Annotated in this window: 16 protein-coding genes; 12 read left to right on the top strand and 4 right to left on the bottom strand. The window is 73.4% G+C overall.

Features of this window, described 5'->3' with window-relative positions; translation table 11 throughout:
* Positions 1 to 95: 95 nt before the first annotated feature.
* The 4 genes from glgA (at position 96) to KBY47_RS05140 (ending at position 5,617) form a co-directional block, all read left to right on the top strand.
* Entirely contained in the window at positions 96 to 1,247 is a 1,152-nt protein-coding gene (gene glgA / locus KBY47_RS05155; protein WP_210919706.1) for a glycogen synthase, read from the top strand.
* 92 nt (positions 1,248 to 1,339) lie between these two features.
* On the top strand, positions 1,340 to 2,560 hold the full coding sequence (glgC, locus tag KBY47_RS05150) for a glucose-1-phosphate adenylyltransferase (RefSeq protein WP_210919687.1): 1,221 nt from the start codon (positions 1,340 to 1,342) through the stop codon (positions 2,558 to 2,560).
* Positions 2,561 to 2,718: 158 nt separating this feature from the next.
* On the top strand, positions 2,719 to 4,038 hold the full coding sequence (locus tag KBY47_RS05145) for a wax ester/triacylglycerol synthase family O-acyltransferase (protein ID WP_210919686.1): 1,320 nt from the start codon (positions 2,719 to 2,721) through the stop codon (positions 4,036 to 4,038).
* Between the two features lie 103 nt (positions 4,039 to 4,141).
* Positions 4,142 to 5,617, top strand: coding sequence for an SDR family NAD(P)-dependent oxidoreductase (locus KBY47_RS05140; RefSeq protein WP_210919685.1), 1,476 nt, complete (start codon positions 4,142 to 4,144; stop codon positions 5,615 to 5,617).
* On the opposite strand, the gene KBY47_RS05135 is transcribed toward KBY47_RS05140, so the two are convergent.
* The gene (locus tag KBY47_RS05135; RefSeq protein ID WP_210919684.1) at positions 5,596 to 6,069 is read right to left on the bottom strand and encodes an inositol oxygenase family protein; all 474 of its coding nucleotides are present in this window, start codon (positions 6,067 to 6,069) and stop codon (positions 5,596 to 5,598) included. The two genes, KBY47_RS05140 and KBY47_RS05135, sit on opposite strands and share 22 nt — an antisense overlap.
* Positions 6,070 to 6,510: 441 nt before the next feature.
* Between KBY47_RS05135 and KBY47_RS05130 the strand changes: the two genes are divergently transcribed.
* On the top strand, positions 6,511 to 6,684 hold the full coding sequence (locus KBY47_RS05130; RefSeq protein WP_210919683.1) for a hypothetical protein: 174 nt from the start codon (positions 6,511 to 6,513) through the stop codon (positions 6,682 to 6,684).
* A gap of 60 nt (positions 6,685 to 6,744) precedes the next feature.
* Positions 6,745 to 7,227, top strand: coding sequence for a GNAT family N-acetyltransferase (locus KBY47_RS05125; protein WP_210919682.1), 483 nt, complete (start codon positions 6,745 to 6,747; stop codon positions 7,225 to 7,227).
* On the opposite strand, the gene KBY47_RS05120 is transcribed toward KBY47_RS05125, so the two are convergent.
* Positions 7,224 to 8,579 carry an amidase gene (locus tag KBY47_RS05120; RefSeq protein WP_210919681.1) on the bottom strand — a complete coding sequence of 452 codons (1,356 nt, stop codon included), beginning with the start codon at positions 8,577 to 8,579 and terminating at the stop codon, positions 7,224 to 7,226. The genes KBY47_RS05125 and KBY47_RS05120 overlap by 4 nt on opposite strands.
* A 34-nt stretch (positions 8,580 to 8,613) precedes the next feature.
* Positions 8,614 to 9,330 carry a FadR/GntR family transcriptional regulator gene (locus tag KBY47_RS05115; protein WP_210919680.1) on the bottom strand — a complete coding sequence of 239 codons (717 nt, stop codon included), beginning with the start codon at positions 9,328 to 9,330 and terminating at the stop codon, positions 8,614 to 8,616.
* Between the two features lie 173 nt (positions 9,331 to 9,503).
* Between KBY47_RS05115 and KBY47_RS05110 the strand changes: the two genes are divergently transcribed.
* From KBY47_RS05110 to KBY47_RS05095, 4 genes are read left to right on the top strand one after another with little or no spacing between them, the layout of a single operon-like run.
* A complete protein-coding gene (locus tag KBY47_RS05110; protein WP_210919679.1) occupies positions 9,504 to 10,838 on the top strand; it encodes an enolase C-terminal domain-like protein in 1,335 nt (444 codons plus the stop codon).
* Positions 10,835 to 11,590 (top strand): SDR family NAD(P)-dependent oxidoreductase, encoded by a 756-nt coding sequence (locus KBY47_RS05105; protein ID WP_210919678.1) that lies wholly within the window; start codon positions 10,835 to 10,837, stop codon positions 11,588 to 11,590. The genes KBY47_RS05110 and KBY47_RS05105 overlap by 4 nt, the downstream gene beginning before the upstream one ends.
* Positions 11,587 to 12,606: an aldo/keto reductase gene (locus KBY47_RS05100; protein ID WP_210919677.1), complete on the top strand. Its 1,020-nt coding sequence runs from the start codon at positions 11,587 to 11,589 to the stop codon at positions 12,604 to 12,606. Before KBY47_RS05105 ends, KBY47_RS05100 begins: the two co-directional genes overlap by 4 nt.
* Complete coding sequence (locus KBY47_RS05095; protein ID WP_210919676.1) at positions 12,603 to 13,493, top strand: amidohydrolase; 891 nt, start codon at positions 12,603 to 12,605, stop codon at positions 13,491 to 13,493. Before KBY47_RS05100 ends, KBY47_RS05095 begins: the two co-directional genes overlap by 4 nt.
* Here KBY47_RS05095 and KBY47_RS05090 read toward each other — a convergent pair.
* Entirely contained in the window at positions 13,433 to 14,860 is a 1,428-nt protein-coding gene (locus tag KBY47_RS05090) for a lipase maturation factor family protein (protein ID WP_210919675.1), read from the bottom strand. The genes KBY47_RS05095 and KBY47_RS05090 overlap by 61 nt on opposite strands.
* Positions 14,861 to 14,957: 97 nt before the next feature.
* Here KBY47_RS05090 and KBY47_RS05085 point away from each other — a divergent pair, with 97 nt between their 5' ends.
* Positions 14,958 to 16,079 carry a DUF6777 domain-containing protein gene (locus KBY47_RS05085; RefSeq protein ID WP_247694209.1) on the top strand — a complete coding sequence of 374 codons (1,122 nt, stop codon included), beginning with the start codon at positions 14,958 to 14,960 and terminating at the stop codon, positions 16,077 to 16,079.
* Between the two features lie 47 nt (positions 16,080 to 16,126).
* Positions 16,127 to 18,232 (top strand): SpoIIE family protein phosphatase, encoded by a 2,106-nt coding sequence (locus KBY47_RS05080; RefSeq protein WP_210919674.1) that lies wholly within the window; start codon positions 16,127 to 16,129, stop codon positions 18,230 to 18,232.
* The last annotated feature ends 33 nt before the right edge of the window (positions 18,233 to 18,265 follow it).

Below are 18,265 nucleotides of genomic sequence, written 5' to 3'. Positions count from 1 at the left end.
GACCCCGCCCGCCCCACAAGGCGACCGCGGTCTTCCGTGCGTACCCCCTCATGGGTGACCATGTGGGCACCAGCCGCCGAACCAGGGAGCCGCGGGTGCGAGTGGGACTGCTGACCCGGGAGTACCCGCCGGACGTGTACGGCGGTGCGGGCGTGCATGTGGAGTTCCTCGCCCGGGAGTTGGCGCCCCTGGTCGACCTCGACGTGCACTGCTGGGGCGAGGGCCGCGCCGCGGGCGTCGTCCGGCACCGCCCCTGGACCGCCCTCGACCGGGCCAACGACGCACTGCGCACCTTCTCCGTGGACCTGTCGATCGCCGCCGAGCTGGAGGGCCGCGAACTCGTCCACTCCCACACCTGGTACGCCAATCTCGCCGGGCACCTCGCCAAGCTGCTGTACGGCGTGCCGCACATCATGACCGCCCACTCTCTGGAGCCCCTGCGCCCCTGGAAGGCGGAGCAGCTCGGCGGCGGGTACGCGCTGTCCGGCTGGGCGGAGCGCACCGCGATCGAGGCCGCCGACGCCGTGATCGCGGTGTCCGGCGCCATGCGCGAGGACATCCTCGCCTGCTACCCGGCCCTGGACCCGGCCCGCGTCCACGTCGTGCACAACGGCATCGACACCGCCATCTACCGGCCCGACCCCGGCACCGACGTCCTGCAGCGCCTCGGCCTGGACCCGGACCGTCCCTATGTGCTGTTCGTCGGGCGGATCACCCGGCAGAAGGGCGTGCCCCAGCTGCTGCGCGCGGTGCGCGACATCGACCCGGCGGCGCAGGTGGTGCTGTGCGCGGGCGCCCCGGACACCCCGGAGATCGAGCGGGAGTTCCGTGACCTCTTCCGGGAACTGGGCGCCGTACGCGACGCGGTGCACTGGATACCCCGCATGCTGCCGCGCCCGGAGGTGGTGCAGCTGCTCACCCACGCGGCGGTGTTCGTCTGCCCGTCGGTGTACGAGCCGCTCGGCATCGTCAATCTGGAGGCGATGGCGTGCGGTACGGCGGTGGTGGCGTCCGCGGTCGGGGGCATCCCGGAGGTGGTCGCCGACGGTGAGACTGGCCTGCTCGTCCCCCTGACGGACGACTTCGAGGCGGGCCTGACGCGGGCGCTGGACACCGTCCTAGCCGACCCGGCCGCCGCCCGGCGGATGGGCGAGGCCGGGCGGGAGCGGGCGGTGGGTGAGTTCGGCTGGGACACCGTGGCGCGGCGCACGGTCCGGCTGTACGAGGAGACCCTGAAGCACCCTTGAGGCCGCCTGAGGCCCCCGGCGGCCTCGAACAGGCTTACTCACTCGCACCACGGGGCACTCATCGGTCAACCAGGGTGAGGGAGGGGGCGGCCATGCGTCGTGGAGGACCTTCGGTGCTGGGGATCGTGCTGGCGGGCGGGGAGGGCAAGCGCCTGATGCCGCTGACGGCGGACCGGGCGAAGCCCGCGGTGACCTTCGGCGGCACCTACCGCCTGGTCGACTTCGTGCTCTCCAACCTCGTCAACGGCGACATCCTGCGCATCTGCGTGCTGACGCAGTACAAGTCGCACTCCCTGGACCGGCACATCACCACCACCTGGCGGATGTCGAGCCTGCTCGGCAACTACGTCACCCCCGTCCCCGCCCAGCAGCGCCTCGGCCCGCGCTGGTACCTCGGCAGCGCGGACGCCATCCTCCAGTCGCTGAACCTGGTCCACGACGAACAGCCCGAGTACGTCGCCGTCTTCGGCGCCGACCACGTGTACCGCATGGACCCGCGGCAGATGCTCGCCCAGCACATCGAGTCCGGCGCCGGGGTGACGGTGGCGGGCATCCGCGTCCCGCGCGCCGAGTCCTCGTCGTTCGGGGTGATCACCCCCGGCTCGGACGGCCTGACGGTGCAGCGGTTCCTGGAGAAGCCCGCCGACCCTCCCGGCCTCGCGGACGACCCCGACTGCGTCTTCGCCTCGATGGGCAACTACGTCTTCACCACCAAGGCCCTCATCGAGGCCCTCCAGCGGGACGCCGACGACCGGGAGTCCGTGCACGACATGGGCGGCTCGATCCTGCCCCAGCTCACCGCGCGCGGCGAGGCCCAGCTGTACGACTTCAGCGGCAACCACGTCCCCGGTGAGACCAGCCGAGACCAGGGCTACTGGCGGGACGTGGGCACGCTGGACGCGTACTACGACGCCCATATGGACCTGATCGCCGAGCGCCCCGCCTTCAACCTCTACAACCGCAGCTGGCCCGTCTACACCCACTCGGGCCAGCTCTCCCCGGCCCGGTTCAACGCGGGCGGCATCGCCAGCGAGTCGATCATCAGCGCGGGGTGCCTGATCCGGGGGCAGGTCACCCGGTCCGTGCTGTCGCCCGGGGTGGTCGTCGATCCGGGGGCGGTGGTGCAGGGGTCGGTGCTCCACGACAACGTGCACATCGGACGGGGCGCGGTGGTGCGCGGGGCGGTGCTCGACAAGAACGTGGAGGTACCGCCCGGCGCGACGATCGGGGTCAACCCGGAGCGGGACGCCGAGCTGTACACCGTCTCCAAGGGCGGCGTGATCGCGCTGGGCAAGGGTCAGCGGGTGCCGTAGCGCGGGACACGAATGACCGTTTTCTGGCCGTTCGGGGGAGGTCGGAGAGCGTCCGTGCTTAATCTGATGTTAACTGTGCGTAGCTTGATCGTACTTGACCGTAATCACCCCATGGCGATTGACTGCTGGTCCACCTGTCGTCGTCGCGAGGCAAGCCATTGACTTCCGATCCGCTCGCACCCCTCGACCTGGCGTTCTGGAACATCGACTCCGACCGGCACCCCATGCACCTCGGCGCCCTCGGCGTCTTCGAGACGCACTCGCCCACCGCGGGCGCCCACGCGGCCGACCTGCTCGCCGCCCGCGCCGCCGCGGTGCCCGGCCTGCGGATGCGCATCCGGGACGTCTGGCAGCCGTTCGCCTTCGGCGGCGCGGCCCGCGAGCCCGACCCCGGCTTCGACCCCCTCGACCACGTCCGGCTGCACGCGCCCACGGGCGACTTCCAGCAGGCCGCGGGCCACCTCATGCAGCGTCCCCTGGAGCGCGGACGGCCCCCCTGGGAGGCCCATGTGCTGCCCGGCGCGGACGGCACGTCGTTCGCGGTGCTGTTCAAGTTCCACCACGCGCTCGCCGACGGGCTGCGGGCCCTCGCCCTGGCCGCCGCCGTCCTCGACCCGATCGACATGCCCGCGCCCCGCCCCCGGCCCCCGGAGCCCCCACGCGGCCTGCTGCCCGACGTGCGGCGCCTGCCCGGGCTGCTGCGCGGCGCCCTCTCCGACGTGGGCCGCGCCCTGGACATCGGCGCCTCCGTGGCCGTCTCCACCCTCGGCATGCGGTCCACCCCGGCCCTCACCTCCGAGCCCAGCGGCAGCCGCCGTACCGCCGGGGTCGTCGTCGACATCGACGATGTGCACCGCATCCGCAAGGCCGTCGGCGGCACCGTCAACGACGTCGTGATCGCGGTCGTCGCGGGCGCCCTGCGGCGCTGGCTGGACGAGCGCGGCGACGGCAGCGAGGGCGTCGCGCCCCGCGCCCTGATCCCCGTCTCCAAGCGCCGTCCGCGCACCGCCCACCCCCAGGGCAACCGGCTCTCCGGCTACTTGATACGGCTTCCCGTCGGTGACCCGGACCCGCTCGCCCGCCTCGCCGCGGTGCGCACCGCCATGGACCGCAACAAGGACGCGGGCCCCGGGCGGGGCGCGGGCGCCGTCGCCCTGCTCGCCGACCACGTCCCCGCCCTCGGCCACCGGCTCGGCGGGCCCCTGGTCGCGCAGGCGGCGCGGCTCTGGTTCGACATCCTGGTCACCAGCGTGCCGCTGCCCGGCTTCGGTCTGAGGCTCGGCGGCCACCGGCTGGCCGCCGTCTACCCGTACGCCCCGCTCGCCCGCGGTCAGTCGCTGGCCGTCGCCGTCTCGACGTACCGCGGCCGGGTCCACTACGGGCTGGTCGCCGACGCCGAGGCCGTGCCCGACCTCGATCTGCTCGCCCGCGCGGTCACCGAGGAGGTGGCGGCCCTCAACGACGCCTGCGCCCCATGATCGTCACGGGTTTGGCGGCACGGCCCGGCGCTACGTAAAATTCCCCGTTCGAATGCGGGCGCGAGCGGCGCGCCACGACGGCAGAGCAGGGAACGGCAGCGCGATGACGGTGACAGACGACGGCTCGGCGAGCACCCAGGAGCTGGTCCACGGGCCCGGCATCGACCCGGAACGGCTCGCCGTCTGCCTGAGCGTGCTGGAGGAACTCGACAGGCTCGACGTCGACCACCCCGACGCGATCCTGGTCCGCCGGGCCACCTCGCACATCTACCGCACGGTCAAGCAGCGCCGCCGCCAGGAGCGCCGCGCCGCCAAGACCGCGCACGACAAGGCGGTCACCGAGGCCACCGCCACCGGCTCCGCCGAGCGCATCGACGACGAGACCGAGGGCATCCTGCCCTCCTCCCGCACCGCCGAGGGCCAGATCGCCGGGATACTCCAGCGGCCCCGCTCCTGCTACGTCTGCAAGCAGCGGTACGTCGAGGTCGACTACTTCTACCACCAGCTCTGCCAGAAGTGCGCCGACGAGAACCGCGCCCGCCGCGACGCCCGCGCCGACCTGACCGGCAAGCGCGCCCTGCTCACCGGTGGCCGGGCCAAGATCGGCATGTACATCGCGCTGCGGCTGCTGCGCGACGGCGCCCACACCACCATCACCACCCGCTTCCCGAGCGACGCCGTCCGCCGTTTCAAGGCCCAGCCCGACAGCGACGACTGGATCCACCGGCTGAAGATCGTCGGCATCGACCTGCGCGACCCCGCCCAGGTGGTGGCGCTGGCGGACTCCGTGGCGGCCGACGGCCCGCTGGACATCCTCATCAACAACGCGGCCCAGACCGTACGCCGTTCCCCGGGCGCCTACAGCGAACTGGTCGCCGCCGAGTCCGCCCCGCTGCCCGCGGGTGAACTGCCCGCCGCCGAGGTCATCGGCACCTTCGGCTCCGGCGCGGTCGCCGCCCTCCCGGTCTCCGGCGGCGGCGCGCTCACCGCCCAGGACGTGACCGGCCTGGCCCTGGTCTCCGGCTCGGCCTCGCTGGAGCGGATCGCCGCCGGTACGGCCATCGACGCCGGCGGCCTGGTGCCCGACCTGCACGACACCAACAGCTGGGTGCAGACGGTGGACGAGGTCACCCCGGTCGAGCTGCTGGAGGTGCAGCTCTGCAACTCCACCGCCCCCTTCATCCTCATCAGCCGGCTGCGCCCGTCGATGGCGGCCTCGGCCTCCCGCCGCACCTACATCGTCAACGTCTCCGCGATGGAGGGCGTCTTCGCCCGCGGCTACAAGGGCGCCGGACACCCGCACACCAACATGGCCAAGGCCGCGCTGAACATGCTCACCCGCACCAGCGCCCAGGAGATGTTCGAGAAGGACGGCATCCTGATGACGGCCGTCGACACCGGCTGGATCACCGACGAGCGCCCCCACCCCGACAAGGTTCGCCTCGCCGAGGCGGGCTTCCACGCCCCGCTCGACCTGGTCGACGGCGCCGCCCGCGTCTACGACCCCATCGTCCGCGGTGAGCAGGGCGAGGACCTGTACGGCGTCTTCCTGAAGGACTACGCGCCCGGCAAGTGGTGAACGGGCCGGGCGCCCGGCGACGGGTGCACCGCCCGCGCGGCCACCAGCTCCAGGACCGTACGCCAGTCCTCCAGGACGCCGGCGTCCAGACCGGGGACGGTGGCCGCGTCATGGGCCTGGCGCAGCGTCAGGGCGTCGTCGTCGGGATGCCGCCCGGCGGACCCCTGTTGCCGCACCAGCCGGGCGACCCGCTCCCCGAGCAGCGTCCGTACCGCGTCGGCGGCGAGATCCGCCTGCCCGGCGCCGCCGGGGTGCAGCAGCCGTCCGATGGCGTGCACCAGACCCGCCACCTGGAGTTCCTTGTCGGCGGGCCGACTTCGGCGCAGCAGCGCCGCCGTTTGCAGCGCGTGCTCGTGCAGGTCCACCGGCGTCGGGGCGCCGCCGCCGTCCGGGGCCGCGCCCTGACAGGCGTACAGCAGCTCCATCAGCTCCTCGACGCTGCGCAGTTCCATGCGTCAGTCCTCCCGCGAGACAGCCGTAGCGGTGTGCCAGGCAACCATGGGCAGCTTGCGGACCGGCCAACACGAGCCAACGGGACGTGAACCGAGCGGTCGCGCGCAAGCGCCGAACCGAAGACGCGTTCGATCCGCTGGTCCGCGCGGGTGTCCCGGGAGCGGTGCATCATGTAACAAACACGTGCACAGCGGCATCAAACGAACACGGCACGACTCGACATAGTTACAGGTTGTTTGCAGCCCCATCGAGCGGGGGGCCGCTCATTTGGTTAATCTGAAGGCGACGGACAGCAGCACGGGGCTCAACCCAAACCCACGATCCGTTGCCGACGCCACCGCGTCCGACCGTTTGAAGCAGCACCCGAGCGGAACGCCGGACGGCCGGAGCGTGGCTGGACGGCGAACCCCGAGGGTTACCCGACACATAAGGAGTGCGCGGTGACACCGGAGAAGACGAATCGCGACCAACGCCCCAAGGAACGCACGGACCGCGCGGGCCGCAGGCCGGGCGAGATCGGCAGCCTCGACGTGTGGGCCCGGTCCGCCCCCATCCGCCTCGCGGGCTACGAGGACGACCTCGCCGAACCCCACATCCTGCCAAGCGTGGACTGACCGCGTTCCGCGGCAACCCCTCGCGATCGCCGAGCGCATGGGCGTGTCAGACTCACGCCCATGCAGATCAGGGAAGCCGCCGCCGACGACTGGCCGCACATCTGGCCCTTCTGGCACCGCATCGTCGCCGCCGCCGAGACCTACGCCTGGGACCCCGGCACCTCCGAGGAAGCGGCCCGCGCCCTGTGGATGAACCCGGCGAAACGGGTCTACGTCGCCGAGGACGACACCGGCGCCGTCGTGGGCTCCGCCTACCTCACCCCCAACTACGGCGGCCCCGCCGCCCATATCGCCAACGCCGGATTCATGGTCGACCCCGACCAGGGCGGCCGCGGCATCGGCCGCGCCCTCGCCCAGCACATCCTGACCGAGGCCAAACGTCACGGCTACCGCGGCATGGTCTTCAACGCCGTCGTCGAGACCAACCCCGCGGTCGGCCTGTGGAAGTCCCTCGGCTTCACCGTCCTCGGCACGGTCCCGGAGGCCTACGACCACCCGAGATACGGCCCGGTCGGACTCCACGTGATGTACAAGGCCCTCTAGATCCGCGCCTCCCCGACCGGCGCCGTCCGCCGCCACGGCCGTGCCCGCTCGAGCCGTGCGGCCAACTCCAGCAGCACCGCCTCCGATCCGGGCCGCCCCACCAGTTGTACGGCGCAGGGGGCGCCGGAGGGCAGCGTCCCGAACGGCACGGCCATCGCGGGCCAGCCGGTCAGGTTCCAGGGCGGGGTGAACGGCGAGTACGCCGAGTTCGCGCCGACATTGCGCAGCCAGCCACGCTCGTGCCACGCGGCGGCCTTCGGGGAGCGGCGCGCCAGCGCGGGCGTCAGCAGCACGTCGTACTCCTCGAAGAACGGCTCCAGGCGTCGCCGTAGCGCCTCCCGGGCCGTTCCCCCTTGCGCCTTGGTGACGAAACGCCGCCCCAGCGCGGCGTGCACCCGGGTGCGCCGGGCCAGCAGCCGGGTGTCGAGCCCCCGCGCGTCCACCGCCGTACCGGCCGTCCAGTACGTCAGCGCGGTGACGCCCAGCGAGGCCGGGTACGGCGGCTCGGCCCGCCGCACGAGCAGCCCCGTCCGCATCAGCACGCCCGCGGCGTCCCTGGCGGCCCTGGTATACGGTTCGGCGACGGTGATCCCGGCGAGGGGGCTGCGCAGGGAGAGCGCGACGCGGGGGTTCGCCGTGCCGCCTTGGCCGGGGAACTCCCGGTCCGCCAGTACCGACAGCATCAGCCGCGCGTCCTGGACCGTCGTCGCCAGCGGCCCGTTCTCCGACATGCCGAACCAGTCGCCGTCGCTCACCCCCGCCGGGACCACCCCGTGGCCCGGCTTGAGGGTGACCAGGCCGCAGTTGGCCGCCGGTATGCGCAGCGAGCCCATCCCGTCGTTGCCGAGGGCGACCGGCACCATGCCCGAGGCGACCGCCGCCGCGCTGCCGCCGGACGACCCGCCCGCCGTACGGCTCGGGTCCCAGGGGTTGCGGGCCGTGCCGTACGGCCCCTCCGTCGTACCGAAGACACACAGCTCCGGCACGTTGGTCAGCCCGACGACCACCGCGCCCGCCGCCCGCAGCCGGGCGACGGTGACGTGGTCCTCGGCGGCGGGAGCGTCGGGTGTCGCGGCCGACCCGACGCGGGTGGACTCGCCGCGCACGGCCAGATTGTCCTTGACGGCCACGGGGACCCCCGCGAGCGGCAGTTCGGCGAGATCCGCGCGGGCCCCCACCGCCTCCGCCTCGGCGAGCGCCCGCTCGGCCCGTATCTCCCGGAACGCCCCGATACGGCCGTCCAGGCGCTCGATACGGTCGAGGCACCGGGCGACGACGTCTCTGGGGGTGTCCCGCTTCTCCCGTACGGCGGCGGCGATCTCCACGGCGGTGCGAACGGTCGGGTCGGTCACGTGGGCTCCTCGGGTGCGCTGGGGGCGGTGGTGCTCAGTCGTCGGCGAGTTGGGTCCGCAGCCACTCCTCCACCTCGCCGACGTGGGCGGCGGCCGCCGCGCGGGCGGCCTCCGGGTCGCGGGCGGTGAGGGCGCGGAGGATCGCGGTGTGTTCGCGGCGGGTGCGGTCGAAGGCGCCGTCCTCCTGGTGGCCGCGCCGGGTGCGGGCGCGGAAGGTGCGGGAGGACAGGCCGTCGAGGAGGGCGGTCAGGGTCTCGTTGCCCGCGGCGGTCGCGACGGCGCGGTGGAAGGCCAGATCGTGGGCGAGGAGCTGCTCGGGGTCGTCCGTGGTGTCCATCGCCGTCAGATGGCGCTCGACCTCGGCCAGCTGTCCCGGAGTGATGCGGGCGGCGGCGAGCGCGGTCGCCGTGGACTCCAGGATGCGGCGGATCTCCAGGAGTTCCACCAGCCGGGTGCCCCGGGACAGGCCGGCGACCACACCGAAGGTGTCCAGCAGGTCACCGGGGCTGAGCTGGGTGACGTAGCTGCCGGAGCCGTGCCGGGTGTGGAGGACGCCGAGGACGGTGAGCGCGCGGACGGCCTCGCGGACCGAGTTGCGGGAGATGCCGAGCCGGGCCGCGAGGTCGCGTTCGGTGGGCAGACGTTGGCCGGGCTGGAGCCGGCCGTCCGCGATCATCGCCTTGATCTGGTCGATGGCGCGCTGGGTGACCGTGCCCCGCCGCAGGGCCGGGCCCGTCTCCGTGTCGTCCACGCCGTCTCTCCCGTCGTCCCGGTGCGCGGCAGTCTAGTCACTGGGGTGGTCCGACCAATTCGAGCTGAGGCGGCGAGGATTGGCGGTTCGAGGCTGTTACGGCAGTGAAGTGGTATGGTCTGGTAGACAGGAAGCGGTCGCTGTCCAGACGCCCCCGGACCGAAAGGCCCTCCGTGCCACCGACTTCCGCCCGCGTCACCGCGGTCGACACCTATGACATCCGCTTCCCCACCTCCCGTGAACTCGACGGTTCGGACGCGATGAACCCGGACCCCGACTACTCGGCGGCGTACGTCATCCTGCGCACCGACGCGGGCGACGGGCACGAGGGGCACGGGTTCGCCTTCACCATCGGGCGGGGCAACGAGGTGCAGGTCGCCGCGATCGAGGCGCTGCGCGGACAGCTGCTCGGCCGGCCGGTCGAAGGGCTGTGCGCCGATCCGGGCACGCTGTACCGCGACCTGACCGGTGACAGTCAGCTGCGCTGGCTCGGGCCGGAGAAGGGCGTGATGCACATGGCGATCGGCGCGGTCGTCAACGCCGCCTGGGACCTCGCCGCCAAGCGGGCCCGCAAGCCGCTGTGGCGGTTCCTAGCCGACGCCGAACCCGAGTGGATCGTGGCGCAGGTCGACTTCCGCCACCTCACCGACGCCCTCACCCCCGAGGAGGCGCTGGATCTCCTGCGCCGGGGACGGGAGGGGGCGCGGGCACGGCGGGGCACGCTCGTCGAGCGGGGCTACCCCGCCTACACCACCTCGCCGGGGTGGCTCGGCTACGACGACGACAAGCTCACCCGGCTCGCGGCCCGCGCGGTCGCCGACGGCTTCCGGCAGATCAAGCTGAAGGCCGGCGCCGATCTCGAGGACGACGTCCGCCGCTGCCGACTCGCCCGGGCGGCCGTCGGCCCCGGCGTCCGGCTCGCCGTGGACGCCAACCAGCGCTGGGAGGTCGACGAGGCGATCAGCTGGACCAGGGCACTCGCCGATTCCGGGCCGTACTGGATCGAGGAACCCACCAGCCCGGACGACATCCTCGGCCACGCCACGATCCGGCGCGCCGTCGCCCCGGTGAAGGTCGCCACCGGCGAGCACGCCCACAACCGGATCGTCTTCAAACAACTGCTCCAGGCCCGTGCCGTCGACATCGTCCAGCTGGACGCCGCCCGCGTGGGCGGCGTGAACGAGAACCTGGCCGTCCTGCTGCTCGCCGCGAAGTTCGGCGTCCCGGTCTGCCCGCACGCGGGGGGCGTCGGGCTCTGCGAACTCGTCCAGCACCTGGCGATGTTCGACTACCTCGCGGTCTCCGGCACCACCGAGGACCGGGTCATCGAGTACGTCGACCATCTGCACGACCACTTCCTGGACCCGGTGGTGATCAGAGACGGTCACTACACGGCCCCCACCGCGCCGGGTTTCTCCGCCGCCATGCGGCCCGAGTCGATCGCGCGGTACACCTACCCCGACGGCACCTACTGGGCCACCGAGGACGACAAGGAGCGCACGGCATGAGCGACTTCGCGGGACTCACCGCACTGGTGACCGGCGGCGCCTCCGGGATCGGCCGGGCCACCGCCGGACTTCTCGCCGAGCGCGGCGCCCGGGTCGCCGTACTCGACCTGGACCCGTCCGCCGTCGGCCCGCCCCTGCTCGCCCACCGCGCCGACGTCACCGACGACACCTCCGTCCGTACGGCGGTGGCGGCGGCCGTCGCCGGACTCGGCGGGCTCGACGTCCTCGTCAACAACGCCGGGACCGGCGCCCAGGGAACCGTCGAGGACAACGACGACACCGAGTGGCAGCACGTCTGGGACGTCAACGTCGTCGGCATGGTCCGCACCACGCGGGCCGCGCTGCCGCACCTGCGCCGCTCCGCGCACGCCGCGATCGTCAACACCTGCTCCATAGCCGCTACCGCGGGACTCCCGCGGCGCGCCCTCTACAGCGCCACCAAGGGCGCCGTGCAGTCCCTCACCCTGGCGATGGCCGCCGACCACCTCCACGAGGGCATCCGCGTGAACTGCGTCAACCCCGGCACCGCGGACACCCCGTGGATCGGCCGCCTGCTGGCGGCGGCCGACGACCCGGCGGCCGAACGCGCCGCGCTGGAGGCCCGGCAGCCCACCGGACGGCTGGTCACGGCGGCGGAGGTCGCGGGCGCCATCGCCTACCTCGCGAGCCCGCTCTCCGGCGCCACCACCGGTACCGCCCTCGCCGTCGACGGCGGGATGCAGGGCCTCCGGCCGCGGCCGGTGAACCGGTGAACGCGCGCGAGAACGAGGGACGGAACGCGCTCGACCGCAGGGGCGTGAGGGTCACCGCCCTCGGCCTCGGCACCGGCGGCATCGGCAACCTCTACACCCCGCTCGACGACGCACAGGCGCACCACACCGTCACCGCCGCCTGGCGGCAGGGCGTGCGGTACTTCGACACCGCCCCGCACTACGGCCTCGGCCTCGCCGAACGCCGCCTCGGCGAGGCCCTGCGCGCCCGCCCGCGCGCCGAGTACACCCTCTCCACCAAGGTCGGCCGCCGCCTCGAACCCGTCGACGGCGACGACCCCGGCGACGACCTCGCAAACGGCTTCGCCGTCCCCGCCACCCACCGCCGCGTCTGGGACTTCACCGCCGACGGCATCCGGCGCACCCTCGAGGCCAGCCTCACCCGGCTCGGCGTCGACCGCGTCGACCTCGTCTACCTGCACGACCCCGACGACCACGCCGAACAGGCCTTCCGCGAGGGCTACCCGGCCCTGGAACGGCTGCGCGCGGAAGGCGTCGTCGGCGCGATCGGCGCGGGCATGAACCAGACCGGGATGCTCACCCGCTTCGTCCGGGACACCGACGTCGACGCGGTGCTGTGCGCCGGGCGCCACACCCTCCTCGACCAGAGCGCGCTCACCGAACTGCTCCCGGCCGCCGAGGAACGCGGTACGGCGGTGGTCATCGGCGGCGCCTTCAACTCCGGCCTGCTGGCCGACCCGCGCCCAGGCGCCCGCTACGACTACCGCGCGGCGCCGCCCGACGTGATCGACCGCGCCCTGCGCCTGAAGTCCCTCGCCGACCGCCACGGCACCACCCTGCGCGCCGCCGCCCTAGCCTTCTGCGCCGCCCACCCGGCCGTGGTCAGTGTCCTGGTCGGAGCCCGCTCGGCCGCCGAGGCGGACGACTGCGCCGAACAGTTCCGCGCCCATGTCCCCGCGGCCTTCTGGGCGGAGTCGAAGGAGCGCGGGCTGCTGCCGCCGGACGTACCGGTGCCCGGAGGTGAGGGGCCGCCGTGACCGTCGTGGACGCGCACCATCATGTGTGGGACCTGTCCGTCCGCGACCAGCCCTGGCTCGCCGCCCCCGAACTCAGCGCCCTGCGGCGGGACTTCGTCGTCGCCGACCTCGCGCCGTCCGCCCGCGCCGCCGGGGTCGGCCGCAGCGTCCTCGTGCAGACCGTCACCGTGCCGGAGGAGACCCCGGAACTCCTCGCCCTCGCCGCCGGGCACGGCCTGGCCGCGGGCGTCGTCGGCTGGGCCGACCTCACCCGCCCCGACCTCGCCGACGAACTCGCCCGGCTCGGGGAACTCCCCGGCGGGCGGTTCCTGACGGGCATCCGGCACCAGGTGCAGGACGAACCGGACCCCGAATGGCTGCTGCGCCCGGACGTACGACGCGGCCTGACCGCCGTGGCCGCCGCCGGACTCCGCTACGACCTCGTCGTACGGCCCCGTCAACTGCCCGCCTGTGCCCGCGCCGCCGCCGCGCACCCCGGGCTCACCTTCGTCCTCGACCACCTCGGCAAACCGCCCGTCGCCCACGGCCGCCTCGAGCCCTGGCGGACGGCACTGCGCGCCCTCGCCGCCCTCCCCAACACGGTCGGCAAGCTCTCCGGCCTGCTCACCGAGGCCGCCCCCGGCTCCTGGCGCGTCGCCGACCTGCGGCCGTACAGCGAGACGGCACTGGACGCCTTCGGACCGGACCGGCTGATGTTCGGCTCAGACTGGCCGGTGTGCACCCTCCGGGCGTCGTACGGCGAAGTCCTGGACGTCACACGGGAGTTGCTGGCGGGGCTTCATCCGGGTGAGCGCGCCGCTGTGCTCGCGGGTACGGCCACGCGTGTCTACGGCCTGTGCGGACCCGTCCCGGACAGCCGGGTCGGCGGCAGGAACTCGCGTACGTAACTGCGCTCCCAGCAGGCGCCCGTCTCCCGCAGCTCCCGCCAGGTGGTGAAGCGGTAGCGGAAGAGGCGGGCGCGGATGTGGCGCGGCGGATCACCGGGCGGGAAGGGGGAGCGGCGCAGCAGCTTCAGGGTGTCGCGGTCCTCCTCCAGCAGCCGCTCCACCAGCGCCCCGAACCACGCCCCGGCGTAGGCGGGTGACAGCGCGGCGAACCACATCAGCCAGTCCAGCCGCAGGTGGTAGGGCGCGAACTGGCGCGGCCAGCGCCGGGGGTCACCGGGCTTGCCCTTGAACTCGTACTCCCGCCACTCCGAGTCCTCGCGCGGGGTGGCGTCGGCCGTGCCCTCGATCACCACCTCGTAGCGGACCCGGCTGACGCTGCCGAACGCGCCGTAGGTGTTGACCAGGTGCAGGGGGTCGAAGGAGCGGTTCATGACCTGACGGCGGGAGACCATGTTGCGGACCGGCTGGTAGCTGAGGAGGAGCAGCAGCGCCGCCACGGCGAGCACCAGCGCCACGTACCACAGCGGCGCGTCCGGCACGGACGACGGCGGGTCCGCCGGGAACCGGATCGCCGACAGGGCCAGCACGATGGTGATCCAGTTCAGCCAGGAGAAGTTGCCGGACAGCACCAGCCACAACTGCGTCACGATCATCAGCGCGGCGGCGGCCGTCGCGACGGGCTGCGGGGTGAACAGCAGTACCGGGACGACGAGCTGGGTGAAGTGGTTGGCGGCCACCTCCACGCGGTGCAGGGGCCTGGGCAGATGGTGGAAGAACCAGCTCAGCGGGCCCGGCATCGGCTGGGTCTCGTGGTGGTGGTCCAGGCAGGTCAGCTTCCGCCAGCACGCGTCACCGCGCATCTTGATCAGGCCCGCGCCGAACTCCACGCGGAACAGGACCCAGCGCAGCAGGAACAGCACCACGACCGGCGGCGCCACCTCGTCGTTGCCGAGGAGGACGGCGAGGAAACCGACCTCCAGCAGCAGCGACTCCCAGCCGAAGGAGTACCAGGTCTGGCCGACGTTGACGATCGACAGGTACAGCAGCCACGGCACCAGCCACAGCAGCATCGCGCCCCACAGCGGCAGCAGCCCGTCGACCCCTGCCAGCAGCGCCACCGACACCGCGCAGCCCGTCCAGGCGCAGCCCGCGAAGAACCGGTCGGAGTAGTGGAGCTGGAAGAGGCTCGGCGCCTGCCGGAACGGCACCCGGGCCACGAACCGGGGCACCGGCAGCATCCCGCGTTCGCCGAGCAGCGCCCGGAACTGGAGGGCGGCGGTCAGGAAGGCGACGAGGTAGACGGCGGCCAGGGCCCGCTGGAAGACCAGCCGGGTCAGCCAGTAGTCGGACGCGGTGAACCAGTCCACGACCGTGCGCTCCTCTCCGCCTCGTTCCCGTCCCGTCCGCCGTCGCTGTGGGTGATCGCTTGCTCCGCTTGCGTGACCAGTGTGACTGAAGCAGACAATGGTGACGAATCTGCTGGAGACCGAGCGGGAGAGAGCGGTGCGCACCTCCACCGGAGTCCTCGCCGCCCTGGTGCTCTGGGCGGCGTTCCTCGTCACCGGCTGCGGCGCCGGTGACGCCGCCCATACGAGTGCGGAACTGCTCCTCCAGCCTGCCGCGACGCGGGGACCCGACCCCTTCACGACCTCCACGGCCCTCTCCACGGCTACCCCGGCACCGCTGCCCCGAACGCCGCGCACCGCCGCCGCGCCCGCGCCCGCGGCGGGCGCCCCGGCCGCCCTGACCGGACTGCGTTCGCTCTCCGGCGGCACCCCCGGCCTGTACGGCGGCAGCGAGCGCAGCCCCAGCTGCGACGTGCAACGGCAGACCGCCCTGCTCTCCGGCGACCCCGCCCGGTCCGGTGCCTTCGCACAGGCCATGGGGGTGGCGCCGGAGCAGCTCACGGCCTATCTGCACTCCCTCACCCCGGTCGTCCTGCGCGCCGACACCCGGGTCACCGACCACGGGTACCGCCACGGCCGCGCCCGCGACCGGCAGGCCGTCCTCCAGGCGGGCACCGCCGTCCTGGTCGACGAGCGGGGCCTGCCCCGGGTCCGGTGCGCCTGCGGCAACCCGCTCACCCCGCCGCTCGCGCTGCCCGGCGACGCCGCCACCGAGGGCAGGCCCTGGCCGGGCTACCGGCCCGCCGAGGTGGTCTTGGTGACCCGGGCGCCCCGCGTGATGGGCGGCCTCACCCTCCTCGACGCCGACGACCGCACCTGGATCGAACGGCGGATCGGCCACGCGGTGCAGCACGACCGGACGCTGCCACCACCGGACGTACCGAGACCGTCGACGCCGCCGAGCGAGCACCCGGCGCCGGAGCCGGGCACGCCACTTCCCGCGGGGAGCGTCCCCGGGTGGTCCCCGGAGCCCGCCGATCCGCCGGAGCCCCCCACTCCTTCGGGCACCCCGGATGTCACGCTTCCCCCGGTGTCCCCGCGCCCCACCGACGAGACCGGCCCCGAGGCCGTACCGGACGCCCCCGACCTGCCCGACGGCGGCGGTCTCGTCCCGGATGCGCCGGACGCCCCGGAGGACGAGGACGACGGCCCCGCCGAAGACGACATCGGAACCGAATGAATTCGGGACAAGTCGAAGATTCGGCCGGAGCCTGGCAAGGTGAGTCCATGGCTGATCGGGGAGCGAGCGCCCTTTCACTCCCGGACGACTGGCCCGCCCACCCGGACCCGATCCTGGCGCTCAACCGCATGGGCAGCTTCGACTGGGACCTGGACACCGGCCTCATGGTCATGGACGCCCGGGCCCACGAGATCTTCGACATGCGCCCCGACGAATACGACGGCCGCATAGAGACGCTCGGCAGGCGGGTGCCGCCCTCGGAGAGCAGACGCCTCGACGCCCATGTCTCCCGGGCGCTGAAGGACGGCAGTGAGAACTACGGCGCCTACTTCCGGGTCCGCCGCCGCGACGGCAGCCTGCGCTGGACCCACACCCAGGGCTACATCCGGCGCGACGAGAACGGCCGCCCCCGCCGGATCATCGGCATCGTCCGGGACGCCACCCAGGAGCTGAGCGACCCCGAGGCCCGCCGCGAGCAGGCCGAGCAGGACGACATGCGGCGGCGGCAGACCAGCGTCGTGGAGCTGAGCACGGCCGCCCTCGCGCACGCCCGTACCGTCACCGACGTCATCGACGTGCTCAAGGACACCCGCGGCCTGGCCCACCTCGGCGCGACCAGCCTGGTGATGGGCCTGGTCGAGGCGCACCGCATCCGGCTGATCGCGGAGGGCCCGGTCGGCAGCTTCGTGCCCGGCACCCGGCTCACCGGCATCGACGAGCAGTACCCGATGAGCGAGGTCGTCCGCACCCTGCGCCCCCGCTTCATCGAGTCCCCGGAGGACTTCGCCGAGAGCTATCCAGTGCTGTGGCCGCACATCACCGACCTCAACATCACCTCCGCCGCCTATCTGCCGCTCATCGTGCAGGCCCGCCCGATCGGCGCGATGGGCCTGCTCTACAGCGACCGCCGCGGCTTCACGCCCGAGGAGCGCAACGTCCTCGTCGCCCTCGGCAGCAGCATCGCGCAGAGCCTCCAGCGCGCCATGTTCTACGAGCAGGAGAAGGACCTCGCCGAGGGCCTCCAGCAGGCGATGCTGCCGCGCACCATCCCCAGCGTGCCCGGCGCGGACGTGGCCGTGCGCTACCGCTCCTCCGAGGTCGGCGGCTCCCTCGGCCGGGACATCGGCGGCGACTGGTACGACCTGATCCCGCTGCCTGGGGGTCCCCCCTCTGGGGGAGGCCGGGTCGGCGCCGTCATCGGGGACGTCCAGGGCCATGACACGCACGCCGCCGCCGTGATGGGCCAGCTGCGGATCGTGCTGCGCGCCTACGCCGCCGAGGGGCACACCCCGGCCACCGTGATGGCCCGCGCCTCGGTCTTCCTGCACGAGCTGGACACCGACCGCTTCGCCACCTGCCTGTACGCGGAGGCCGACCTGGCCACCGGGGTGGTCCAGGTGGTGCGGGCCGGGCACATCGACCCGCTGCTGCGGGCACCGGACGGCAGCTGCCGCCGGGTCCCCGTGGACGGCGGGCTGCCCCTCGGGCTCTCCGCCGAGTTCGGCGTCCTGGAGTACCCGGTGTCGACCATGGAGCTGGACCCCGGCCACACCCTCCTGCTGTGCACCGACGGGCTGGTCGAACAGCCCGGCGCCGACCTCGACGACGGCATGCAGATCCTGACCTCGGACGTCGCCACCGGCCCCGACGACGTCCGCGCCCTCGCCGACCGGCTGATCGAACTGGCCGGGGAACGCGGCCTGGAGGACGACGTCGCGCTGCTCCTGCTGCGCCGGCGCGGCCTGGACACCCCGCGCACCGGCGGCCGGCTCCAGCAGCACGTGGCGCCCGGCGACCCCGAGGCGCTCACCCAGGCCCGGCACATGATCCGCGCCGCGGTCCGGTCCTGGGGTGCCGTTGACCGCGCCGACGAGATCGAACTCGTCGCCGACGAACTGGTCACCAACGCGCTGATGCACACCGAGGGCGCCGCCGTGCTGACCCTGCGGGTCCTCACCGGCGCCGACCGGCGGCTGCGCGTCGAGGTGGAGGACACCTCCAGCGCCCTGCCCCGGCGCCGGGAGGCGGGCGAGTCCGGGGTGTCCGGGCGCGGACTGCTCCTGGTCGACCTGCTGACGGACGTGTGGGGCGTGGAGGCGCGCGGCGGCGGCAAGGCGGTCTGGTGCGAGTTCGTGGTGCCGGTACGGCGCTGAGCGCACGCCCGCGGGCCCTGGCACCCTGGACCC

The organism is Streptomyces sp. B93, from assembly GCF_018070565.1.
In the GTDB taxonomy this organism is placed as follows: Bacteria; Actinomycetota; Actinomycetes; order Streptomycetales; family Streptomycetaceae; genus Streptomyces.
Note: the sequence above shows the minus strand (reverse complement) of the source record. Positions and strands in the feature narration are given on the sequence as shown.

What these genes read in the sequence shown, in the direction of transcription:
- KBY47_RS05085 (WP_247694209.1), top strand. Translation starts at nt 14,958, where the DNA reads ATGGTGACGAATCTGCTGGAGACCGAGCGGGAGAGAGCGGTGCGCACC.
- glgC (WP_210919687.1), top strand. Translation starts at nt 1,340, where the DNA reads ATGCGTCGTGGAGGACCTTCGGTGCTGGGGATCGTGCTGGCGGGCGGG.
- KBY47_RS05105 (WP_210919678.1), top strand. Translation starts at nt 10,835, where the DNA reads ATGAGCGACTTCGCGGGACTCACCGCACTGGTGACCGGCGGCGCCTCC.
- KBY47_RS05080 (WP_210919674.1), top strand. Translation starts at nt 16,127, where the DNA reads ATGGCTGATCGGGGAGCGAGCGCCCTTTCACTCCCGGACGACTGGCCC.
- KBY47_RS05125 (WP_210919682.1), top strand. Translation starts at nt 6,745, where the DNA reads ATGCAGATCAGGGAAGCCGCCGCCGACGACTGGCCGCACATCTGGCCC.
- KBY47_RS05140 (WP_210919685.1), top strand. Translation starts at nt 4,142, where the DNA reads ATGACGGTGACAGACGACGGCTCGGCGAGCACCCAGGAGCTGGTCCAC.
- KBY47_RS05135 (WP_210919684.1), bottom strand. Translation starts at nt 6,069, where the DNA reads ATGGAACTGCGCAGCGTCGAGGAGCTGATGGAGCTGCTGTACGCCTGT.